Origin of the sequence: Delftia sp. WSY_10, from assembly GCF_043104705.1 — a bacterium.
GTDB classification, from domain to species: domain Bacteria; phylum Pseudomonadota; class Gammaproteobacteria; order Burkholderiales; family Burkholderiaceae_C; genus Comamonas; species Comamonas tsuruhatensis.
In genome coordinates this window covers 307,470-322,877 of the sequence record NZ_JBICKY010000057.1, presented here as the reverse complement: position 1 = coordinate 322,877, position 15,408 = coordinate 307,470, and the positions used below count along the sequence as shown (strand labels likewise).

Annotated in this window: 14 protein-coding genes; 6 read left to right on the top strand and 8 right to left on the bottom strand. The window is 67.0% G+C overall.

Translation table 11 applies throughout. The features are described from left to right. Window positions 1-331: 331 nt before the first annotated feature. Both ACF8ML_RS27335 and ACF8ML_RS27330 read left to right on the top strand, forming a co-directional pair. Window positions 332-2,497, top strand: coding sequence for a TonB-dependent receptor (locus tag ACF8ML_RS27335; protein WP_392408509.1), 2,166 nt, complete (start codon window positions 332-334; stop codon window positions 2,495-2,497). 18 nt (window positions 2,498-2,515) lie between these two features. Next, on the top strand, window positions 2,516-3,745 hold the full coding sequence (locus tag ACF8ML_RS27330) for a PepSY domain-containing protein (protein WP_203399813.1): 1,230 nt from the start codon (window positions 2,516-2,518) through the stop codon (window positions 3,743-3,745). 364 nt (window positions 3,746-4,109) lie between these two features. On the opposite strand, the gene ACF8ML_RS27325 is transcribed toward ACF8ML_RS27330, so the two are convergent. Next, a complete protein-coding gene (locus ACF8ML_RS27325) occupies window positions 4,110-4,388 on the bottom strand; it encodes a PsiF family protein (protein WP_016454694.1) in 279 nt (92 codons plus the stop codon). Window positions 4,389-4,581: 193 nt separating this feature from the next. On the opposite strand from ACF8ML_RS27325, the gene ACF8ML_RS27320 reads away from it, so the two are divergent. From ACF8ML_RS27320 to ACF8ML_RS27310, 3 genes are all read left to right on the top strand, one after another. Further along, window positions 4,582-5,409 carry an undecaprenyl-diphosphate phosphatase gene (locus tag ACF8ML_RS27320; protein ID WP_034368307.1) on the top strand — a complete coding sequence of 276 codons (828 nt, stop codon included), beginning with the start codon at window positions 4,582-4,584 and terminating at the stop codon, window positions 5,407-5,409. Window positions 5,410-5,591: 182 nt separating this feature from the next. Further along, entirely contained in the window at window positions 5,592-7,580 is a 1,989-nt protein-coding gene (locus ACF8ML_RS27315; RefSeq protein ID WP_392408508.1) for an acetoacetate--CoA ligase, read from the top strand. Window positions 7,581-7,708: 128 nt separating this feature from the next. Then, on the top strand, window positions 7,709-8,149 hold the full coding sequence (locus ACF8ML_RS27310) for a MarR family winged helix-turn-helix transcriptional regulator (protein ID WP_012204194.1): 441 nt from the start codon (window positions 7,709-7,711) through the stop codon (window positions 8,147-8,149). 140 nt (window positions 8,150-8,289) lie between these two features. Here the strand turns inward: ACF8ML_RS27310 and ACF8ML_RS27305 are convergent, their stop codons facing one another. The 3 genes from ACF8ML_RS27305 to mutS are packed head-to-tail and all read right to left on the bottom strand — an operon-like array spanning window position 8,290 to window position 12,894. Beyond that, the gene (locus ACF8ML_RS27305) at window positions 8,290-9,177 is read right to left on the bottom strand and encodes an alpha/beta hydrolase (protein ID WP_392408507.1); all 888 of its coding nucleotides are present in this window, start codon (window positions 9,175-9,177) and stop codon (window positions 8,290-8,292) included. Then, window positions 9,174-10,250, bottom strand: a complete 1,077-nt coding sequence (locus ACF8ML_RS27300) for a proteasome-type protease (RefSeq protein WP_392408506.1) — start codon at window positions 10,248-10,250, stop codon at window positions 9,174-9,176. Before ACF8ML_RS27300 ends, ACF8ML_RS27305 begins: the two co-directional genes overlap by 4 nt. 55 nt (window positions 10,251-10,305) lie before the next feature. Further along, window positions 10,306-12,894 carry a DNA mismatch repair protein MutS gene (gene mutS, locus ACF8ML_RS27295; protein ID WP_034391340.1) on the bottom strand — a complete coding sequence of 863 codons (2,589 nt, stop codon included), beginning with the start codon at window positions 12,892-12,894 and terminating at the stop codon, window positions 10,306-10,308. A gap of 241 nt (window positions 12,895-13,135) precedes the next feature. Between mutS and ACF8ML_RS27290 the strand changes: the two genes are divergently transcribed. Further along, window positions 13,136-14,440 carry a tyrosine-type recombinase/integrase gene (locus tag ACF8ML_RS27290; RefSeq protein WP_392408505.1) on the top strand — a complete coding sequence of 435 codons (1,305 nt, stop codon included), beginning with the start codon at window positions 13,136-13,138 and terminating at the stop codon, window positions 14,438-14,440. Here ACF8ML_RS27290 and ACF8ML_RS27285 read toward each other — a convergent pair. The 4 genes from ACF8ML_RS27285 to ACF8ML_RS27270 are packed head-to-tail and all read right to left on the bottom strand — an operon-like array spanning window position 14,382 to window position 15,403. Next, window positions 14,382-14,699, bottom strand: a complete 318-nt coding sequence (locus ACF8ML_RS27285) for a helix-turn-helix transcriptional regulator (RefSeq protein ID WP_392408504.1) — start codon at window positions 14,697-14,699, stop codon at window positions 14,382-14,384. The genes ACF8ML_RS27290 and ACF8ML_RS27285 overlap by 59 nt on opposite strands. Beyond that, window positions 14,696-14,932 carry a hypothetical protein gene (locus ACF8ML_RS27280; protein WP_392408503.1) on the bottom strand — a complete coding sequence of 79 codons (237 nt, stop codon included), beginning with the start codon at window positions 14,930-14,932 and terminating at the stop codon, window positions 14,696-14,698. Before ACF8ML_RS27280 ends, ACF8ML_RS27285 begins: the two co-directional genes overlap by 4 nt. A gap of 3 nt (window positions 14,933-14,935) precedes the next feature. After that, complete coding sequence (locus ACF8ML_RS27275) at window positions 14,936-15,142, bottom strand: hypothetical protein (protein ID WP_392408502.1); 207 nt, start codon at window positions 15,140-15,142, stop codon at window positions 14,936-14,938. A 30-nt stretch (window positions 15,143-15,172) separates the two neighbouring features. Beyond that, complete coding sequence (locus ACF8ML_RS27270) at window positions 15,173-15,403, bottom strand: hypothetical protein (RefSeq protein WP_392408501.1); 231 nt, start codon at window positions 15,401-15,403, stop codon at window positions 15,173-15,175. Window positions 15,404-15,408 lie beyond the last annotated feature (5 nt).

The following is a 15,408-nucleotide window of genomic DNA, read 5'->3' as shown; positions in this document are numbered from 1 at the left end:
TGTCCTGGCGTGCGGCCCGGGTTGGCGGGCCTGTATGGGACAGGACTGTCGCTGCCGGGCGCCGCCGGGGCCAGCGCCATGCGACGGACGGACGAGGGCAGGGTGCCAGCTGCATCCTGGCGCCGCGAACGGCAGGCACGTCCACGGCATCTGGAGGACGCAGTCCGCAGGGTTGAGGCCAGGGTGAGTGCGCACGGACTATCGATCACGGCCTTTGAAACCAATCACCCCCAGGATTGCTTCGATGCAACAGATTGAGAAAACTCATAGTTGCGTGCCCAGGTGGTTGGTAAGCTAACGGGTTCTGCAAATCATTCTCAATCCCATCCCCATGCCTTCCATTCGCCCCATATCCCTGGCCGTTCTTTGCCTGTGCAGCCATCAGGCGCTGATTGCCCAGACCCGGGGCGGTGACACCGTGCTGGAGGCCGTGACGGTGGAGGCCAGCGCCGACGCATCGGCCCAGGGCCTGTCCAAGCCCTTCGCAGGCGGCCAGGTGGCCACGGGGGCGCGCAACGGCGTGCTGGGCACGCTGGACTGGAAGAACTCCTCGTTCTCCACTACCAGCTACACCCAGCAACTGATCGAGGACACCCAGTCCAAGAGCGTGGGCGACGTGCTGCTCAACGACCCGGGCGTGCGCCAGGCGCGCGGCTTCGGCAACTTCCAGGAGCTGTATGTGCTTCGCGGCTTCCCGGTCTATTCGGACGACATCGCCTACAACGGCCTGTACGGCCTGCTGCCGCGCCAGTACATCGCCTCGGAATTCTTCGAGCGCGTGGAGGTGCTGCGCGGCGCCAATGCCTTCCTCAATGGCGCAGCACCCGGCGGCAGCGGCATTGGCGGCACCATCAGCCTGCTGCCCAAGCGCGCCGGCAAGGATGCACTGACGCGCGTGGGCGCCGGCATACAGACGGGCGGCCAGGCCTTTGTCTCCACCGACATCTCGCGCCGCTTCGGCCCTGACCGGAGCACCGGCATCCGCCTGAACGCCGTGCGCCGCGATGGCGGCACGGGCGTGGATGGCGAAGACCGCTCGCTCACCGCCCTGGGCCTGGGCCTGGACTGGCGCAGCCGCAACGTGCGCCTGTCGGGCGACGTGGGCTACCAGCGCAACAGCTACAACGGCGGCCGCCCCAGCGTGACGCCCGGCAACTTCATCCCGGCCGTGCCCGACAACAAGACCAACTACGGCCAGAACTGGTCGTACTCCACCGAGCGCGACCTGTTCGCCACGCTGCGCGCCGAATGGGACATCAACGACACCACCACGGCCTGGGCCGCAGGCGGCCTGCGCCGCGGCAAGGAAGACAACTCCCTGAGCGGCGTGACCGTCACGAATGCGGCCGGCGACACCACGGGCACGCGCTTCGACAACAAGCGCAAGGACAGCGTGGGCACGGGCGAGGTCGGCATCCGCACGCGCCTGGCCACGGGCAGCGTGGGCCATGAGCTGGTGGCCACGGCCAGCACCTACTCGGCCACCGAGCGCAATGCCTGGGGCATGGGCTTTGGCGTGGTCAACAACATCTACAACCCCTGGAGCAGCGCGCGCCCGGAGATGACGCTGTTCGGCGGCAACCTGGCCGATCCCACGCGCGTGGGTGAAACCCGGCTCAACAGCTTTGCCATCGGCGACACGCTGACGATGCTGGACGAGCGCCTGCGCCTGACCGTGGGCGTGCGCCGCCAGAGCATCGAGCAAAGCAGCTACGACTACAACACGGGAGCGCAGACCGACCACTACAAGAAGTCGGCCACCACGCCCATGCTGGGCCTGGTGTTCAAGACCAGCGAGAACACCTCGGTCTACGCCAACTACATCGAAGGCCTGACCAAGGGCGCCGTGGCGCCGCAGACGGCCAACGACCTGCCCGTGTCCAACGGTGGCCAGGTGTTCGCGCCCTACAAGTCGCGCCAGAAGGAAATCGGCTTCAAGTGGCAGGGCCGGCAGCTGGGCGCCACGGTGGCGCTGTACACCACGGACATGCCTTCGGCCTATGTGGCCAACCAGGTCTTCGGCCAGTACGGCAAGCAGCGCAACAGCGGCCTGGAGGCCACGGTCTTCGGCGAGCCCGTCAAGGGCCTGCGCGTGCTGGGCGGCGTGACCTTCAGCGAGGCCAAGATCCGCGAGGCCGCCGATGCCGCCACCATCGGCAACTACGCCATCGGCGTGCCCAAGCGCCTGCTCAACCTGGGCGTGGACTGGGATGTGCCCGGCGTCTCGGGCCTGGCCCTCAATGCGCGCGTGATGCACACCTCCAGCCAGTACGCCAACGGCGCCAACACGCTGAAGGTGGCCTCGTGGACGCGCACCGACATCGGCGCGCGTTATCTCATGGACATCGGCAACAACCGCCTGCTGACCCTGCGCGCGCGCATCGACAACCTGTTCGACAAGGGCTACTGGTCGTCCGTGGGCGGCTACCCGGGCGCCAACTACCTGGTGCAGTCCATGCCGCGCACCTTCTCGCTGAGCGCATCGGTGGACTTCTGAGCCGGAGCGATCTGAAGCATGCGCGCGTTGTGGACGGTGGTGCACCGCTGGATCGGCCTGCTGCTGGCCGGCTTCCTCACCATGGCCGGCCTCACGGGGGCCGTGCTGTCCTGGGACCATGAAATCGACGAATGGCTCAACGCCGACATGCTGGAGACCCCGGCACGCGGCCCGCTGAAGACCCCGCTGGAGCTGGCCGCCGTGGTGCAGGCCAGCGAGCCGCGCGCCGAGATCAGCTACATGACCCTGGGCCTGGTCGAGGGCGAGGCCGCCATGTTCATGGTGCGCCCCCGGCCCGACCCGGCCACGGGCCAGGCGCCTGCGCTGGGATATGACACGGTCTTCGTCGACCCGGTCAGCGGCCACATCACGGGCCAGCGCAACGGGCGCAGCTTCGCGCTCAGCCAGCGCAACCTCATGCCCTGGCTGCGCCACCTGCACGAAAGCCTGCTGGCCCCGCGCTTTTGGGGCACGGACCGCTGGGGCTACTGGTTCATGGGCAGCCTGGCCCTGCTGTGGGTGGCCGACAGCTTTGTCGCGCTGCTGCTGACCTTTCCCGTCAAGCTCAGGAAAAGCGCCCCGCGCCTGACGGCGGCCATGGGATCGTGGTGGCGGCGCTGGCTGCCCTCATGGCGCGTGCGCTGGGGCGGCGGCGCCTACAAGCTCAATTTCGACCTGCACCGCGCGGGCGGCCTGTGGGTCTGGGCCGTCATCGTCATCGTGGCCTTCACCTCGTTCTCGCTGAACCTGTACCGCGAAGTCTTCTACCCGGTGATGAGCACCGTCTCCACCACCACGCCCGGCCCCTACGAAACCCTCAAGCCTGCGCCCCAGGGCACGCTCCTCGTGCCCAAGGTCTCGTTCGCCCAGGCCATCGCCATCGCCCAGAGCGAGGCCAAGCGCCTGGGCTTCGCCCAGCCCGCCGGCGGCATCTGGTGGGGCGGCGACTTCCCGTTCTACAACATCTCCTTCTTCGACCCGCACGACGAAACCGGCGCCATGGGCATGGGCCTGTCCAACATCTACGTCAGCTCGGACAACGGCGAAGTCCTGGGCACCTACCGCCCCTGGCACGGCACGGCCGCCGACGTCTTCGTCCAGCTGCAGCTGCCCCTGCACAGCGGCCGCATCCTCGGCACCCCCGGCCGCGTGCTCATGTCCTTCGTCGGCGTGCTCGTCGCCGTCCTGTCGATCACCGGCGTCATCATCTGGTGGCGCAAGCGCAGAGCCAGGAAGATGACCCCCTGAGCGGCTGCGCCGCTTCCCCCTTCTCGCTTCGCGGAGGGGGACGCAGCCCTCACTGCGGGGCGGCGCGGCCGGCGTAGGCCCTTGCTCGGCTGCCCGCGCTTGAGCCCTGCGAGTTTGAACGGCTGTCGGTAGTGCACGGCTCCATTGATAGCCAAATCAGAAAACTATCCGCCCAAACAGCAAAGCCACCGAAAACGGTGGCTTCAATGAAGGCTTGCTGCAGAAATAGGGCGCAGCCTCCAAATCTGGCGCGGCCCGACACCAGAGACGCCGAGCAAGAGCCGCCTCGCGGCGAGGGCGTCGTCCCCCTCCCCCGCGAAGCGGGTAGAGAGGGGGAAGCGGCGTCAGCCGCTCAGGGGGAGCTTCAATCCTTCTTCAAGCATTCACTCATGAACGCCTTGCGCTCGTCGCCCTTCTTGCCGGTGGCGTCGGCATTGCAGGTCTTCATGCGTTCCTGCTGGCGCTTCTTGCCGTCGGACAGGCAGGACTTCATGAACTCCTTGCGCTCGTCGCCCTTCTTGCCGGCGGCTTCGGTGTTGCAGGTGCCCATCAGCTTTTGCTGGGCCGTGGGGGCCTTGTCTCCGGCGGCCATGCCGATGCTGCAGGCCAGGGAGACAACTGCCAGAACAACGATTTTTTTCATGATGGAATGGTTTTGAAGGCGCGCCGAAATCCAGCGCCCCCACATTGCAGCACAGCGCCGGGCGCACAGCAACGTCGCGCGCCGGCCGTTGTAAAAGTTTGCGATTGCCGCCGGCGGGCCGGCAGGCGTCCATCGTCAGGCCATGGCCAGCGCAGATAATGGCGCACTTTTGCATTGCGACAGGACGCTTGCCGTGGACATTCTTTTGCTGGTCAAGGCCGCCATCATGGGCATCGTGGAAGGGCTGACGGAGTTCCTTCCCATCTCCTCCACCGGCCACCTCATCCTGGCCGGTTCGCTGCTGGGCTTCGACGATGCCAAGGCCAAGGTCTTCGACATCGCCATCCAGACCGGCGCCATCTTCGCCGTGGTGCTGGTGTACTGGCAGAAGATCCGCTCCACCGTGGTCGACCTGCCCACCAGCCGCCACGCGCAGCGGCTCACGCTGAACGTCATCATCGGCTTCCTGCCGGCCGTGGTGCTGGCGCTGATCTTCGGCAAGTTCATCAAGGCGCACCTGTTCACGCCCACCGTGGTGGCCACCACCTTCATCCTGGGCGGCTTCGTCATCCTGTGGGCCGAGCGCCGGCCCGCCTCGGCCATGCGCGTGCAGACCGTGGACGAGATGACGCCGCTCGATGCCCTCAAGGTCGGCCTGGTGCAGTGCCTGGCCATGATCCCCGGCACCAGCCGCAGCGGCGCCACCATCATCGGCGGCATGCTCATGGGCCTGTCGCGCAAGGCGGCGACCGACTTTTCGTTCTTCCTGGCCATTCCCACGCTGATCGGCGCCGGCGTCTACAGCCTCTACAAGGAGCGCGCCCTGCTGTCGGTGGACGACATCCCCATGTTCGCCGTGGGCCTGGTGTTCTCCTTCATCAGCGCCTGGCTGTGCGTGCGCTGGCTGCTGCGCTACATCTCCACCAACAGCTTCGTGCCGTTTGCCTGGTACCGCATCGCCTTCGGCATCATCGTGCTGGTCACGGCCTTCACGGGCCTGGTCAACTGGAGCGGCGGCTGACCAGGGCCGGGCCATCGATGGGACAAGCCACCTTCGGGTGGCTTTTTTGCGTCATGTGCCCGGGGGAGCAACCGCATGAAGAGCGCGTGGTTGCCCCATGAAAACCCCTGTACTCCTGAAAATGATGATGTTCTATGGTTATAAAAAATATGTTTTTTTTATAACTTTTTCCGAGGGTTGCCATGGCCATCGAACAAGGGCAGTTGATGTGGCGTCCCAGCCCGCAGCAGGTCGCGCAAAGCGGCCTGGCGCGCTACATGGATTGGCTGGCTGCGGCAAGGGATAGGCGCTTCGATGGCTACCAGGCGCTGTGGCAGTGGTCGGTCACGGATCTCGATGGCTTCTGGCGCTCGATCTGGGACTACTTCCAGGTCATGGCCGACGGTGACCCGACGCGCGTGCTCGGTGAGCGCGGCATGCCGGGCGCGCAGTGGTTTCCCGACACGCACCTGAACTATGCCGAGCATGTGTTCCGCAGCGCCAGCGCCGAGCACCCGGCCATCATCGCGCGCTGCGAAGGCGCCGAGCCGGTGGAGCTGTCATGGCGGCAGCTGGAGCGTGACGTGGCGGCGCTCGCGGCCCGGATGCGCGAGCTCGGCCTGGGCCGCGGCGATCGCGTCGTGGCCTACCTGCCCAATGTGCCCCAGGCGGTCGTGGCCTTCCTGGCCTGCGCCAGCATAGGCGCCATCTGGTCCAGCTGCGCGCCCGAGATGGGTGTTTCCGTGGTGCTGGACCGCTTCCAGCAGATCGGTCCCAAGCTGATTTTCGCCACCGATAGCTATGTCTACGGGGGACGGTGTTTCGATCGCCGCGCCGTACTCGGCGAGGTGCTGCGGGGATTGCCCGAGATAGGCCATGTGATCCACGTGCCCGGCCCCCTGTTCAGGCCCGGGGACCCCGCGTGCGAGCTGCCCTGGCGCGATGTCATGGCCTGGGCCGACGCGCTGGCCAGGCCCGCAGAGCCGGTCTTCGAGCGCTTGCCGTTCTCGCACCCGCTGTGGGTGGTCTATTCCTCGGGCACCACGGGACTGCCCAAGGCCATGGTGCACAGCCATGGCGGCATCGTGCTCACCCACCTCAAGACCCATGGGCTGCAGCACGACGTGCGGCCTGGCGACCGCTTCATGTTCCTGGGCAGCACGGGCTGGATCGTCTGGAATCTCATGGTGGGCAGCCTGCTGGCTGGCGCCACCGTGGTGCTGTCCGATGGCAACCCGACCTCGCCCGACGATTGCGCATTGTGGGACTTCATCGATCGCCAGCAGGTCACCCTGTTCGGTTGCGGCGCGGCCTTTCTGGCCAAGACCATGAAGGATGGCGTGGTGCCCGCCCGGGGCCGCCGCTTCGAGAAACTGCGCGCCATCAATTCCACGGGGTCGGCGCTGCCGCTGGAGGCCTACGGCTGGGTCTACGAAAACATCAAGCGCGATCTGTGGCTGGCCTCGGTCAGCGGTGGAACGGATATCGCCTCGGGCTTCGTGGCCTGCGCGCCCCTGCTGCCCGTGCGTGCGGGCGAGATCCAGTGCCGTGAGCTGGGCGTCGCCGCGCACGCCTTTGACGAGCAAGGGCGCAGCGTGACCGGCGAGGTGGGCGAACTGGTGATCACCGAACCCATGCCTTCCATGCCCTTGTATTTCTGGAACGACGCCGATGGCCTGCGCTACCGTGAAAGCTACTTCGACGTCTTTCCCGGCTACTGGCGCCATGGCGACTGGATCTCGTTCAGCGAGCATGGGTCGGCCGTGATCTACGGCCGCTCGGACACCACGATCAACCGTTTCGGCATCCGCATGGGAACGGCCGAGATCTACCATGTCGTCGAGGAAGTTGACGAGGTCTTGGACAGCCTCGTCGTGGACCTGGAGTTCCTGGGGCGCCCCTCTTTCATGCCCTTGTTCGTGGTGCTGGCCCCGGGCCTGGTGCTGACGGATGCGCTGGTGGCCCGGATCAAGGATGCCATCAGGGCCCAGGCCTCTGCGCGCCACGTGCCCGATGCGGTCATCCAGGTCGCCGAGATTCCGCGCACCCTCACGGGCAAGAAGATGGAACTGCCCGTGCGCAAGCTGCTGCTGGGTGCAGAGCCCGCCAAGGTGGCCAGCCCCGACGCCATGGCCAATCCGCGCAGCATCGATTTCTTCGTGCAATACCGGGCACGGGTCCCGCTGGCCTGAGGTGCGGCGACCCTGGCCGATTTCATCCATGACGCAGGAGACAAACCCATGACCGTCTCTATCGAAAGGTCCGCCAGGCCCCGTTTGATGCGCCTGGCCCCACCTTGGACCGAGCCACCCCATCGCCCATGAAGTCAGCACTCCAGCAGAATTTTCTGATGCAGCAGTTGGGCCACTGCACGCGCCTGGCCCATGCCACCGTAAGGCCTCACTATGCGAAGCACATGCTGGCGCTGGATCTCAAGCCGTCGGAGTTTGCCGTGCTGTCGCTGATCTCGGCCAATCCCGGCGCGTCCCAGCGCCAGATCGCCGAGACCGTGATGATTTCCCAGCCCAACATGGCGGCGCTGATGGAAAGACTGCAGGTGCGCGGCCTGCTCAGGCGCGAGGCCGATCCTGCGGACAGGCGCCTGTCGCTGCTGTATCTGACGGCCGAGGGCGAACGCCTGCACGAGGAGGCGGCGGCGCAGGTGGAAATTCTGGAGCAAGAGGCCAGCCGCATGCTGAGCGCTGAGGACAAGCAGCAGCTGCTGCGCCTGCTTCACAAGATGATCGATTGCGCCGGGTAGCCGGCCCGCCATCGCCAAGACCCTCGCCCGCTGCCGTGAACGCCGATGGGGCCCGATCCTTGAGGAAGGCGCCAAGGGGTTCACGCTCCATCCCATGGTCCAGGGTTGCCATCCGGATCTCGGCCTGAGCCGGACGCCGCTCAGGTTTGCATGTTCAGCAGCGCGGCCTCGATGGCGGCGGCCGTGGCGTGGGGCCGCTCCATGGGGAACAGGTGGCTGCCGTCCAGCATCATCACGCGCCCGCGCGTGATGCGGTGCGTCAGGTCCATGCCCACCTGGCGCATCTCCACCGAGGCACGCCCGCCGATGAAGGCCGCCGGGCAGCGCAGCGGATGGTGGTGCAGCAGCGAGGCCAGGTTGTGCGGCAAGGTGTTGTAGATGGCGGTCTCCACCTCGCGCGTGAAGTGCAGCGTGCGCCGGCCGTCCAGGTCGGCCAGGCCGCCCTGCACATAGTCCTGGAGCACCTGCGGATGCCATTGCGCAAACACCTTCTTGGCGCGGAAATAGGCCAGCGCCTCGTCATCGCTGTCCCAGGCATTGCGGCGGCGCGCGCTGATCTTGCCTGGCGAGACCGAGCCCACCAGCTGCGTGCGCTTGGCCACCCCCACGGCATTGGCACGCCAGCCGCTGAGCAATGGCGAGTCGATCAGCAGCACGCCGCGCGCCAGCTCGGGATGGCGCGCGGCCGTCATCACGCTCAGGAAACCGCCCAGCGAATGCCCGACCAGGAAGACCGGACCGCCCACGCGCTCGACCTCGGCGCGCGTGAACTCGGCCAGTTGCTCGACCAGGTGCGGCCAGTTGTTGGTGACGGGAAAGCGCGGGTCATGGCCGAAGCGCTCCACGCCCTGCGCCGCGATGCCGCGCTCGGCCAGCAGCGAGAGCAGCAGCCGGTAGGTGGGCAGCGGAAAACTGTTGGCATGCGAGAACACCACGGGCAGCGGCGCCGATGCAGTGCCCGCGCCCGTACCCGTGCCGGCAACCGCCGCATCGCTCTCGGCCCGCTGTGCGGACCGGGCCGCGTTCACGGCCGAGGCTCCTGGCCGGCCTGTGCGGCGCCATCGGGCACGCCTTGCTGGTGGCCCGAGGGCTGGCCTGCATCGGGCCGCACGGGCGATGCCGGGCCCGGCTGCTGGGGCGTCATGGGCGTCATGGGCGTCATGGGGGATATCGCAAGACCGTCTGCCGTGGAGGTGCCCAGGCCCGCGCCCGTGCCGCTGTGATAGGGCTGGCGCAGCGCCGCAGGCGGCAGCCGGCCCATGCTGCGCGCCGACGAGCGCAGGGCGCCTGCCGGCGCGTTGACCTTGGTCAGCGGCTGGGCCTGGCGGCTGTGCACGCGGATGGGCACCTCGGAGGCGCCGCCGTCCCAGGCCGGGTCCTCGATGCTGTCGAAGACATGGCGCAGGCGCTCGCCCCAGCTGTCGTGCAGCATGCGGAAATACGGATTGCTCTCGTCGATGCTGACGATCTTGTCGGAGGCGAAGCGGTCCTTCTCGTACACGATCAGGTCCAGCGGCAGGCCCACCGACAGGTTGGATTTGAGCGTGCTGTCCATGGACACCAGGGCGCACTTGGCGGCCTCGTCCAGCGGCGTGCGCGGCGTGATCACGCGGTCCAGCACGGGCTTGCCGTACTTGGATTCGCCGATCTGGAAGTAGGGCGTCTCGCTCGTGGCCTCGATGAAGTTGCCGGCCGAATACACCTGGAATAGCCGCATGGTCTCGCCCTGGATCTGGCCGCCCAGCACCAGCGAGATATTGAAATCCACGCCCGACCGGGACAGCGCCACGCCGTCGCGCTCGTACACATGGCGCACGGCCGCGCCCAGCACGCGGGCCGCATCGAACATGCTGCGCACGTTCCAGATGGTCAGCATGTCGCCCGTGGCCTCGTCGCGCAGCTGCTGGCTCTCCAGCAGCTCGCGAACGGACTGGGTGATGGACAGGTTGCCGGCCGACAGCAGCACCATGAAGCGGTCGCCGGGGTTCTCGTAGACCATGAGCTTGCGGAAAGAGCTGATCTGGTCCAGGCCGGCATTGGTGCGCGAGTCGGCCAGGAAAACCAGGCCGGCGTTGAGCTTGATGGCAACGCAATAAGTCATGGAAGCGTCCGAATCTGCGGAAATGGCAAGTTTAGTGCGAGGCGATTGACCGCGTTCAGGCGGCGATCTTCTTGAGCTGGTAGAGGGCCTCCAGCGCCTCGCGCGGGCTCAGCGCGTCGGGATTGATGGCGGCCAGCGCCTGGGCCAGCGGGTCGTGGCGGCTTTCGGGCTCGGGCATGTCGGGCGCATCGAACAGGTCCACCTGCAGGCGGCCCTCGTCGGCATGGGCCTCCAGTGCCTCCAGCGCATGGCGCGCGTGGTGCAGCACGCCGGCCGGCATGCCCGCCAGCTTGGCCACCTGGATACCGTAGCTGCGGCTGGCCGGGCCGGGCTGGATCTCGTGCAGGAAGACGATGTCCTGGCCCGACTCCGCCGCACTCACATGCATGTTCACGGCCGCGCGTGCCTTGGCCGGCAGCTCGGTCAGCTCGAAGTAGTGCGTGGCAAACAGCGTGAAGGCGCGCGTCCTGTCGTGCAGCTGGGTGGCGATGCCGCTGGCCAGCGCCAGGCCGTCGAAGGTGCTGGTGCCCCGGCCGATCTCGTCCATCAGCACCAGGCTGTGCGGCGTGGCCGAATGCAGGATCTGCGCGGCCTCGGTCATCTCCATCATGAAGGTGGACTGGGCATTGGCCAGGTCGTCGGCCGCGCCGATGCGCGTGTGGATGGCGTCGATGGGCCCCAGCCGGCAGCTGGACGCCGGCACATGCGAGCCCATGCTGGCCAGCAGCACGATCAGCGCCACCTGGCGCATATAGGTCGATTTGCCGCCCATGTTGGGGCCGGTGATGATCTGCATGCGCGTGTTGGCGTTCATGCGCGTGTGGTTGGCGATGAAGCTGCCGCTGGAGGTCTCGGCCATGCGGGCTTCCACCACCGGGTGGCGGCCGGCCTCGATCTCGATGCAGGGATGGTTCACGAACTCGGGCGCGCACCAGTTCAGCGTCAGCGAGCGCTCGGCCAGCGTGCACAGCACGTCGATGGCGGCAATGGCACCGGCCACGCGCGTGAGCGCCGGCACATGGGGCTGCAGTTGGTCCAGCAACTGCTCGTAGAGGAACTTTTCGCGCTGCAGCGCGCGCTCCTGCGCGGACAGGGCCTTGTCCTCGAAGGCCTTGAGCTCGGGCGTGATGTAGCGCTCGGCGTTCTTCAGCGTCTGGCGGCGGCGGTAGCGCTCGGGCACCGCGTCCTTGTAGCTGTTGGTGATCTCTATATAGAAGCCGTGCACCTTGTTGAACTGCACGCGCAGGTTGGGAATGCCGGTGAGCAGCTTTTCCTTGGCCTCCAGCTCCAGCAGGAAGTCGTCGCAGTTGTTCTGGATGGCGCGCAGCTCGTCCAGCTCGGCGTCGTAGCCCGTGGCAAACACGCCGCCGTCGCGCACCAGGGCGGCCGGCTCTTCCATGATGGCGCGCACCAGCAGCTCGGCGCAGCCCTCGGGCGGCTGCAGGTCGGCAAACAGCTGGGTCAGGTGGGCCGAAGGTGTCTGCCCGGCCTGGGCCAGCACGGCGGCCTTGTGCAGCGTGCGGCCCAGCCCCACCAGCTCGCGCGGGCGCACCTGGCGCAGCGCCGTGCGCGCGGTGATGCGCTCCACATCGCTCACGCCCTTGAGCTGCTCGCGCAACTGCTGCCAGGGCGCGGCCATGCCGCCTGCGCTGGCGCCCTGCAGCGCCCGCGTGGCCTCCAGCCGCGCCATGGCCTGCGTGCGGTCGCGGCGCGGCTCCAGCAGCCAGGCCTTGAGCAGGCGGCTGCCCATGCCCGTCATGCAGGTGTCCAGCAGAGAGAACAATGTGGGCGAATCCTCGCCGCGCAGCGTCTTGACCAGCTCCAGGTTGCGGCGCGTGGCCAGCGGCAGCGCAATCAGCTCATCGTCGCGCTGCACCTGCAGAGCATGGATGTGCGACAGGCTGCGGCCCTGCGTGTGCTCGGCATACGACAGCAGCGCGGCGCTGGCGCCATGGGCCAGCGGCAGGTCCTCGGCCTCCCAGGCCTTGAGGCTGGCGGCGCCCAGCAGCTCCAGCAGCTTGCGCTCGCCCAGGCCGCCGTCGAACTGCCAGTCAGGGCGCGGCGACAGCGGGCAGGCAATGGAGCCGCCATGGCGCAGCGCGAACAGGCTCTGCTCGAAGCGCTCGGTCACGCCCGCGCTGTAGATCAGCTCGCTGGGCGCAATGCGCGAAATCCAGGCGCCCAGCTCATCGTGGGAACACTCGGCCAGATGGATGCGCCCCTGCGTCACCGCCATCCAGGCCAGGCCGCAGCGCTGGCGCCCGGCCGTGTGCAGGGACAGCAAGATCGCCTCGCTCTTGTCCGACAGCAGTTCGCTGTCGGTCAGCGTGCCCGGCGTTACCACGCGCACCACCTTGCGCTCCACCGGGCCCTTGGCGGCGCCCACTTCGCCCACCTGCTCGCAGATCGCCACCGACTCGCCCAGCTTGATCAACCGGCCCAGGTAGTTCTCCAGCGCATGGAAGGGCACGCCCGCCATCGGAATCGGCTGCCCCGCCGTCTGCCCGCGCGTGGTCAGCGTAATATCCAGCAGCCGCGCCACCTTCTCCGCATCCCCGAAGAACAGCTCGTAGAAATCCCCCATGCGGTAGAAAACCAGCGTGTCGGGGTAGTTGATCTTGATGCCCAGGTACTGCTGCATCATTGGCGTATGTGACGCCAAAGGTATTTCGCTAAGTGCCTGATTCACTTCAATATCTTTGCTCATTACTTTTGAAATCAATCACTTAGGTTTGTTGACTGTTTTTATATACAGTCCAACTGTGTCCCGCTCAAACCCATCTACACTGCGCACCTTGGCGTAGGTTTTTCGGCGTACTTTTGAGGAAGTTACGCCGAACGGGTTGGGGCCGATTTGGGAAACCTGCGCCGCATACGGAGGCGCCATGAGTTTCAACGCACGCCGGGCCAAGTCGCTGGAGCCGGGGGAGCACATTATTGTCGATCACGCCCCGGGCCTTCGCCTGGTGGCCACCGCCACGAGGCGCACATGGACATATCGGTACAAGAGCCCCGTGGACGGCGGCATGCGCCAGATTGCCATGGGCCAATGGCCCGAGATGAGCTACCCCAGCGCGCTCGCTGTGTGGGAGCAGCTCAAGCGAAGACGAGATGCTGGTGAGGATCTGGCCAGGGAGAAGCGGCGTGCAGCTGCTGTCGCCCAGGCCCGGTCTGATGTTCGGGGCCGCGACGGAATCTATACCGTTCGGCAGCTGATTGAGGACTACCTGCAGGGGCACGTTGAGCGGCACCGCAAGCCCAAGGGCAGCGCCGAAGCGCGGCGCCTGTTGGTCAACTACACCACCAAGATTCACGCGCTGGAGCCGGCAGACGTTGGGCGCAGCATGGCGTTCTCGCTGCTGGAAGGCGTGGCTGTCAAAACGCCCGTGCTGGCCAACAGCCTGCGCTCAGAGCTTGGCGCGGCCTGGGACTATGCGCTTGACGCGGGCAGGGTGCCCGAAGAGACGCCGAACTGGTGGCGCCAGGTGCTGCGCGGCAAGTTGCGCAGCCGGGGGAAGATCGTGGACGGCAAGCACCAGGGCGTGAAGCTCAGAACGCTGCAGGGCCGTGAGGTCGCGCAGCTGATCGCCCATCTGCCCAGGTTCTCGGCCATGGTGGCGGACCTGCTCACGCTGTATCTGTGGACGGGCGCCCGTGGCGCCGAAATCATCGCCATGACCGGCGATGAGGTGGGGCAGGAGGCAGATGGTTGGTGGTGGACCGTGCCGCGCGAAAAGCAAAAGATGGCGCGCAATGAGAATTTGACCGACCTGCGTGTGCCGCTGGTGGGCCGCGCTTTGGACGTTGTCAGGCGCCGGCGCAGTGCTTATGGAGCCGGGTATCTATTCCCGTCCCGGCCCGGCTCCAAGATGATGCATGTGGAGCAGAAGCTGATTGGGGTGGCGGTCTGGACCAGCCGGCCCGATGTGGTGAAACGCTACAACTACGCGCCCGAGCGGGTTCTGGATATGGACCCCTGGGCGCCCCACGATTTGCGGCGCACGGTACGCACGCAACTGGCGGCTCTGGGCTGCCAGGATGGCGTGGCCGAGGCAGTGCTCGGCCACTTGCCCGCCGGCATCGTGGGCACCTACAACCGGCACTCCTACGACGCGGAGCGGCGCGCCTGGCTCACAAGGCTTTCCGAACACTGGGAGCAACTTGCTCGGCAATCACCTGGGCCTTTGTGAGGCGCGAGCGCCTCACGCCGCAGTTCTCTGGTGGCAGCTGCGTGGAGATTGGCAGGCCCTGCAGCCAGGCGTCCAGATCCGACCGCAGCCAAACGACTCGGCGCCGGCCCGGGATCTGGCGTGGCTTCGGCGCGATGCCCTTTTGTACGCAGTCTTCAAAGGTGGTGAGGCCAAGCGACACGTACTCGGCGGCCAGTTCGCGGCTCAGGCCAGCGGGTGGGTAGTTGAGGATCATCTGATTGGATTCGTTCCTGGTCACTTCGGTTCTCCTGTCTCTGGCGTGGAAGCAAATGCGCCTTGGTCGCTGGCCAGGTCGCGCAGCACCATCAGCGCAGTGAGCAATTCCTGTTCGTGGTTGCGCAGTTCACGGACGGGTTGCGCTCCCCACTCGCGCGCGGGCGTGTTCTCCAATTCGCGGGTCATGCGCTGGCGCACGGCCTTGATGCGCTCCATCACCTGGCTCAGAGTCAGTTCGGGCAGTGGCTGTGCCATGGTTCAGGCCTCCACGCGCTCGACGCGCAGCACTGGCCGGCCGCTGGCGGCGCAGGCGCTGGTGGTGGCGTGGGATGCGCTGGCAGCTTTCAGCTGCAGCACAGGTAGCAGCATGGCGTCGGCCAGCTGCTCCAGTTCTTCGGGGCAAGCGTCCTGGGGGATCAGGATTGCGCGGTACCTGTGCGCGGTGGTGATGTTGTGCAAATGCATGGCGGTCCTCGGTAGTGGCGGTGGTGGTGATCAGGCGACCAGCGACAGCTGGGCGGGGTGGGGGATTGGCGGTGCTGGGCGGACAGCGCGCCGGCGGCGCGGTTTGGCCAGGGCGGCAAGGCGCTCGCGCTCGGCGGCGAACACGCGTGCCAGGTGCTCGGGCGTCGTGCCTACGGCGTTGACGTAGCCGCCGTGCAGCGGCCGGGCCCAGCAGTGCACGGTGGGGTCCGTTCGGCGGGCGTGGGGGATGAATGCGGACACGGGTA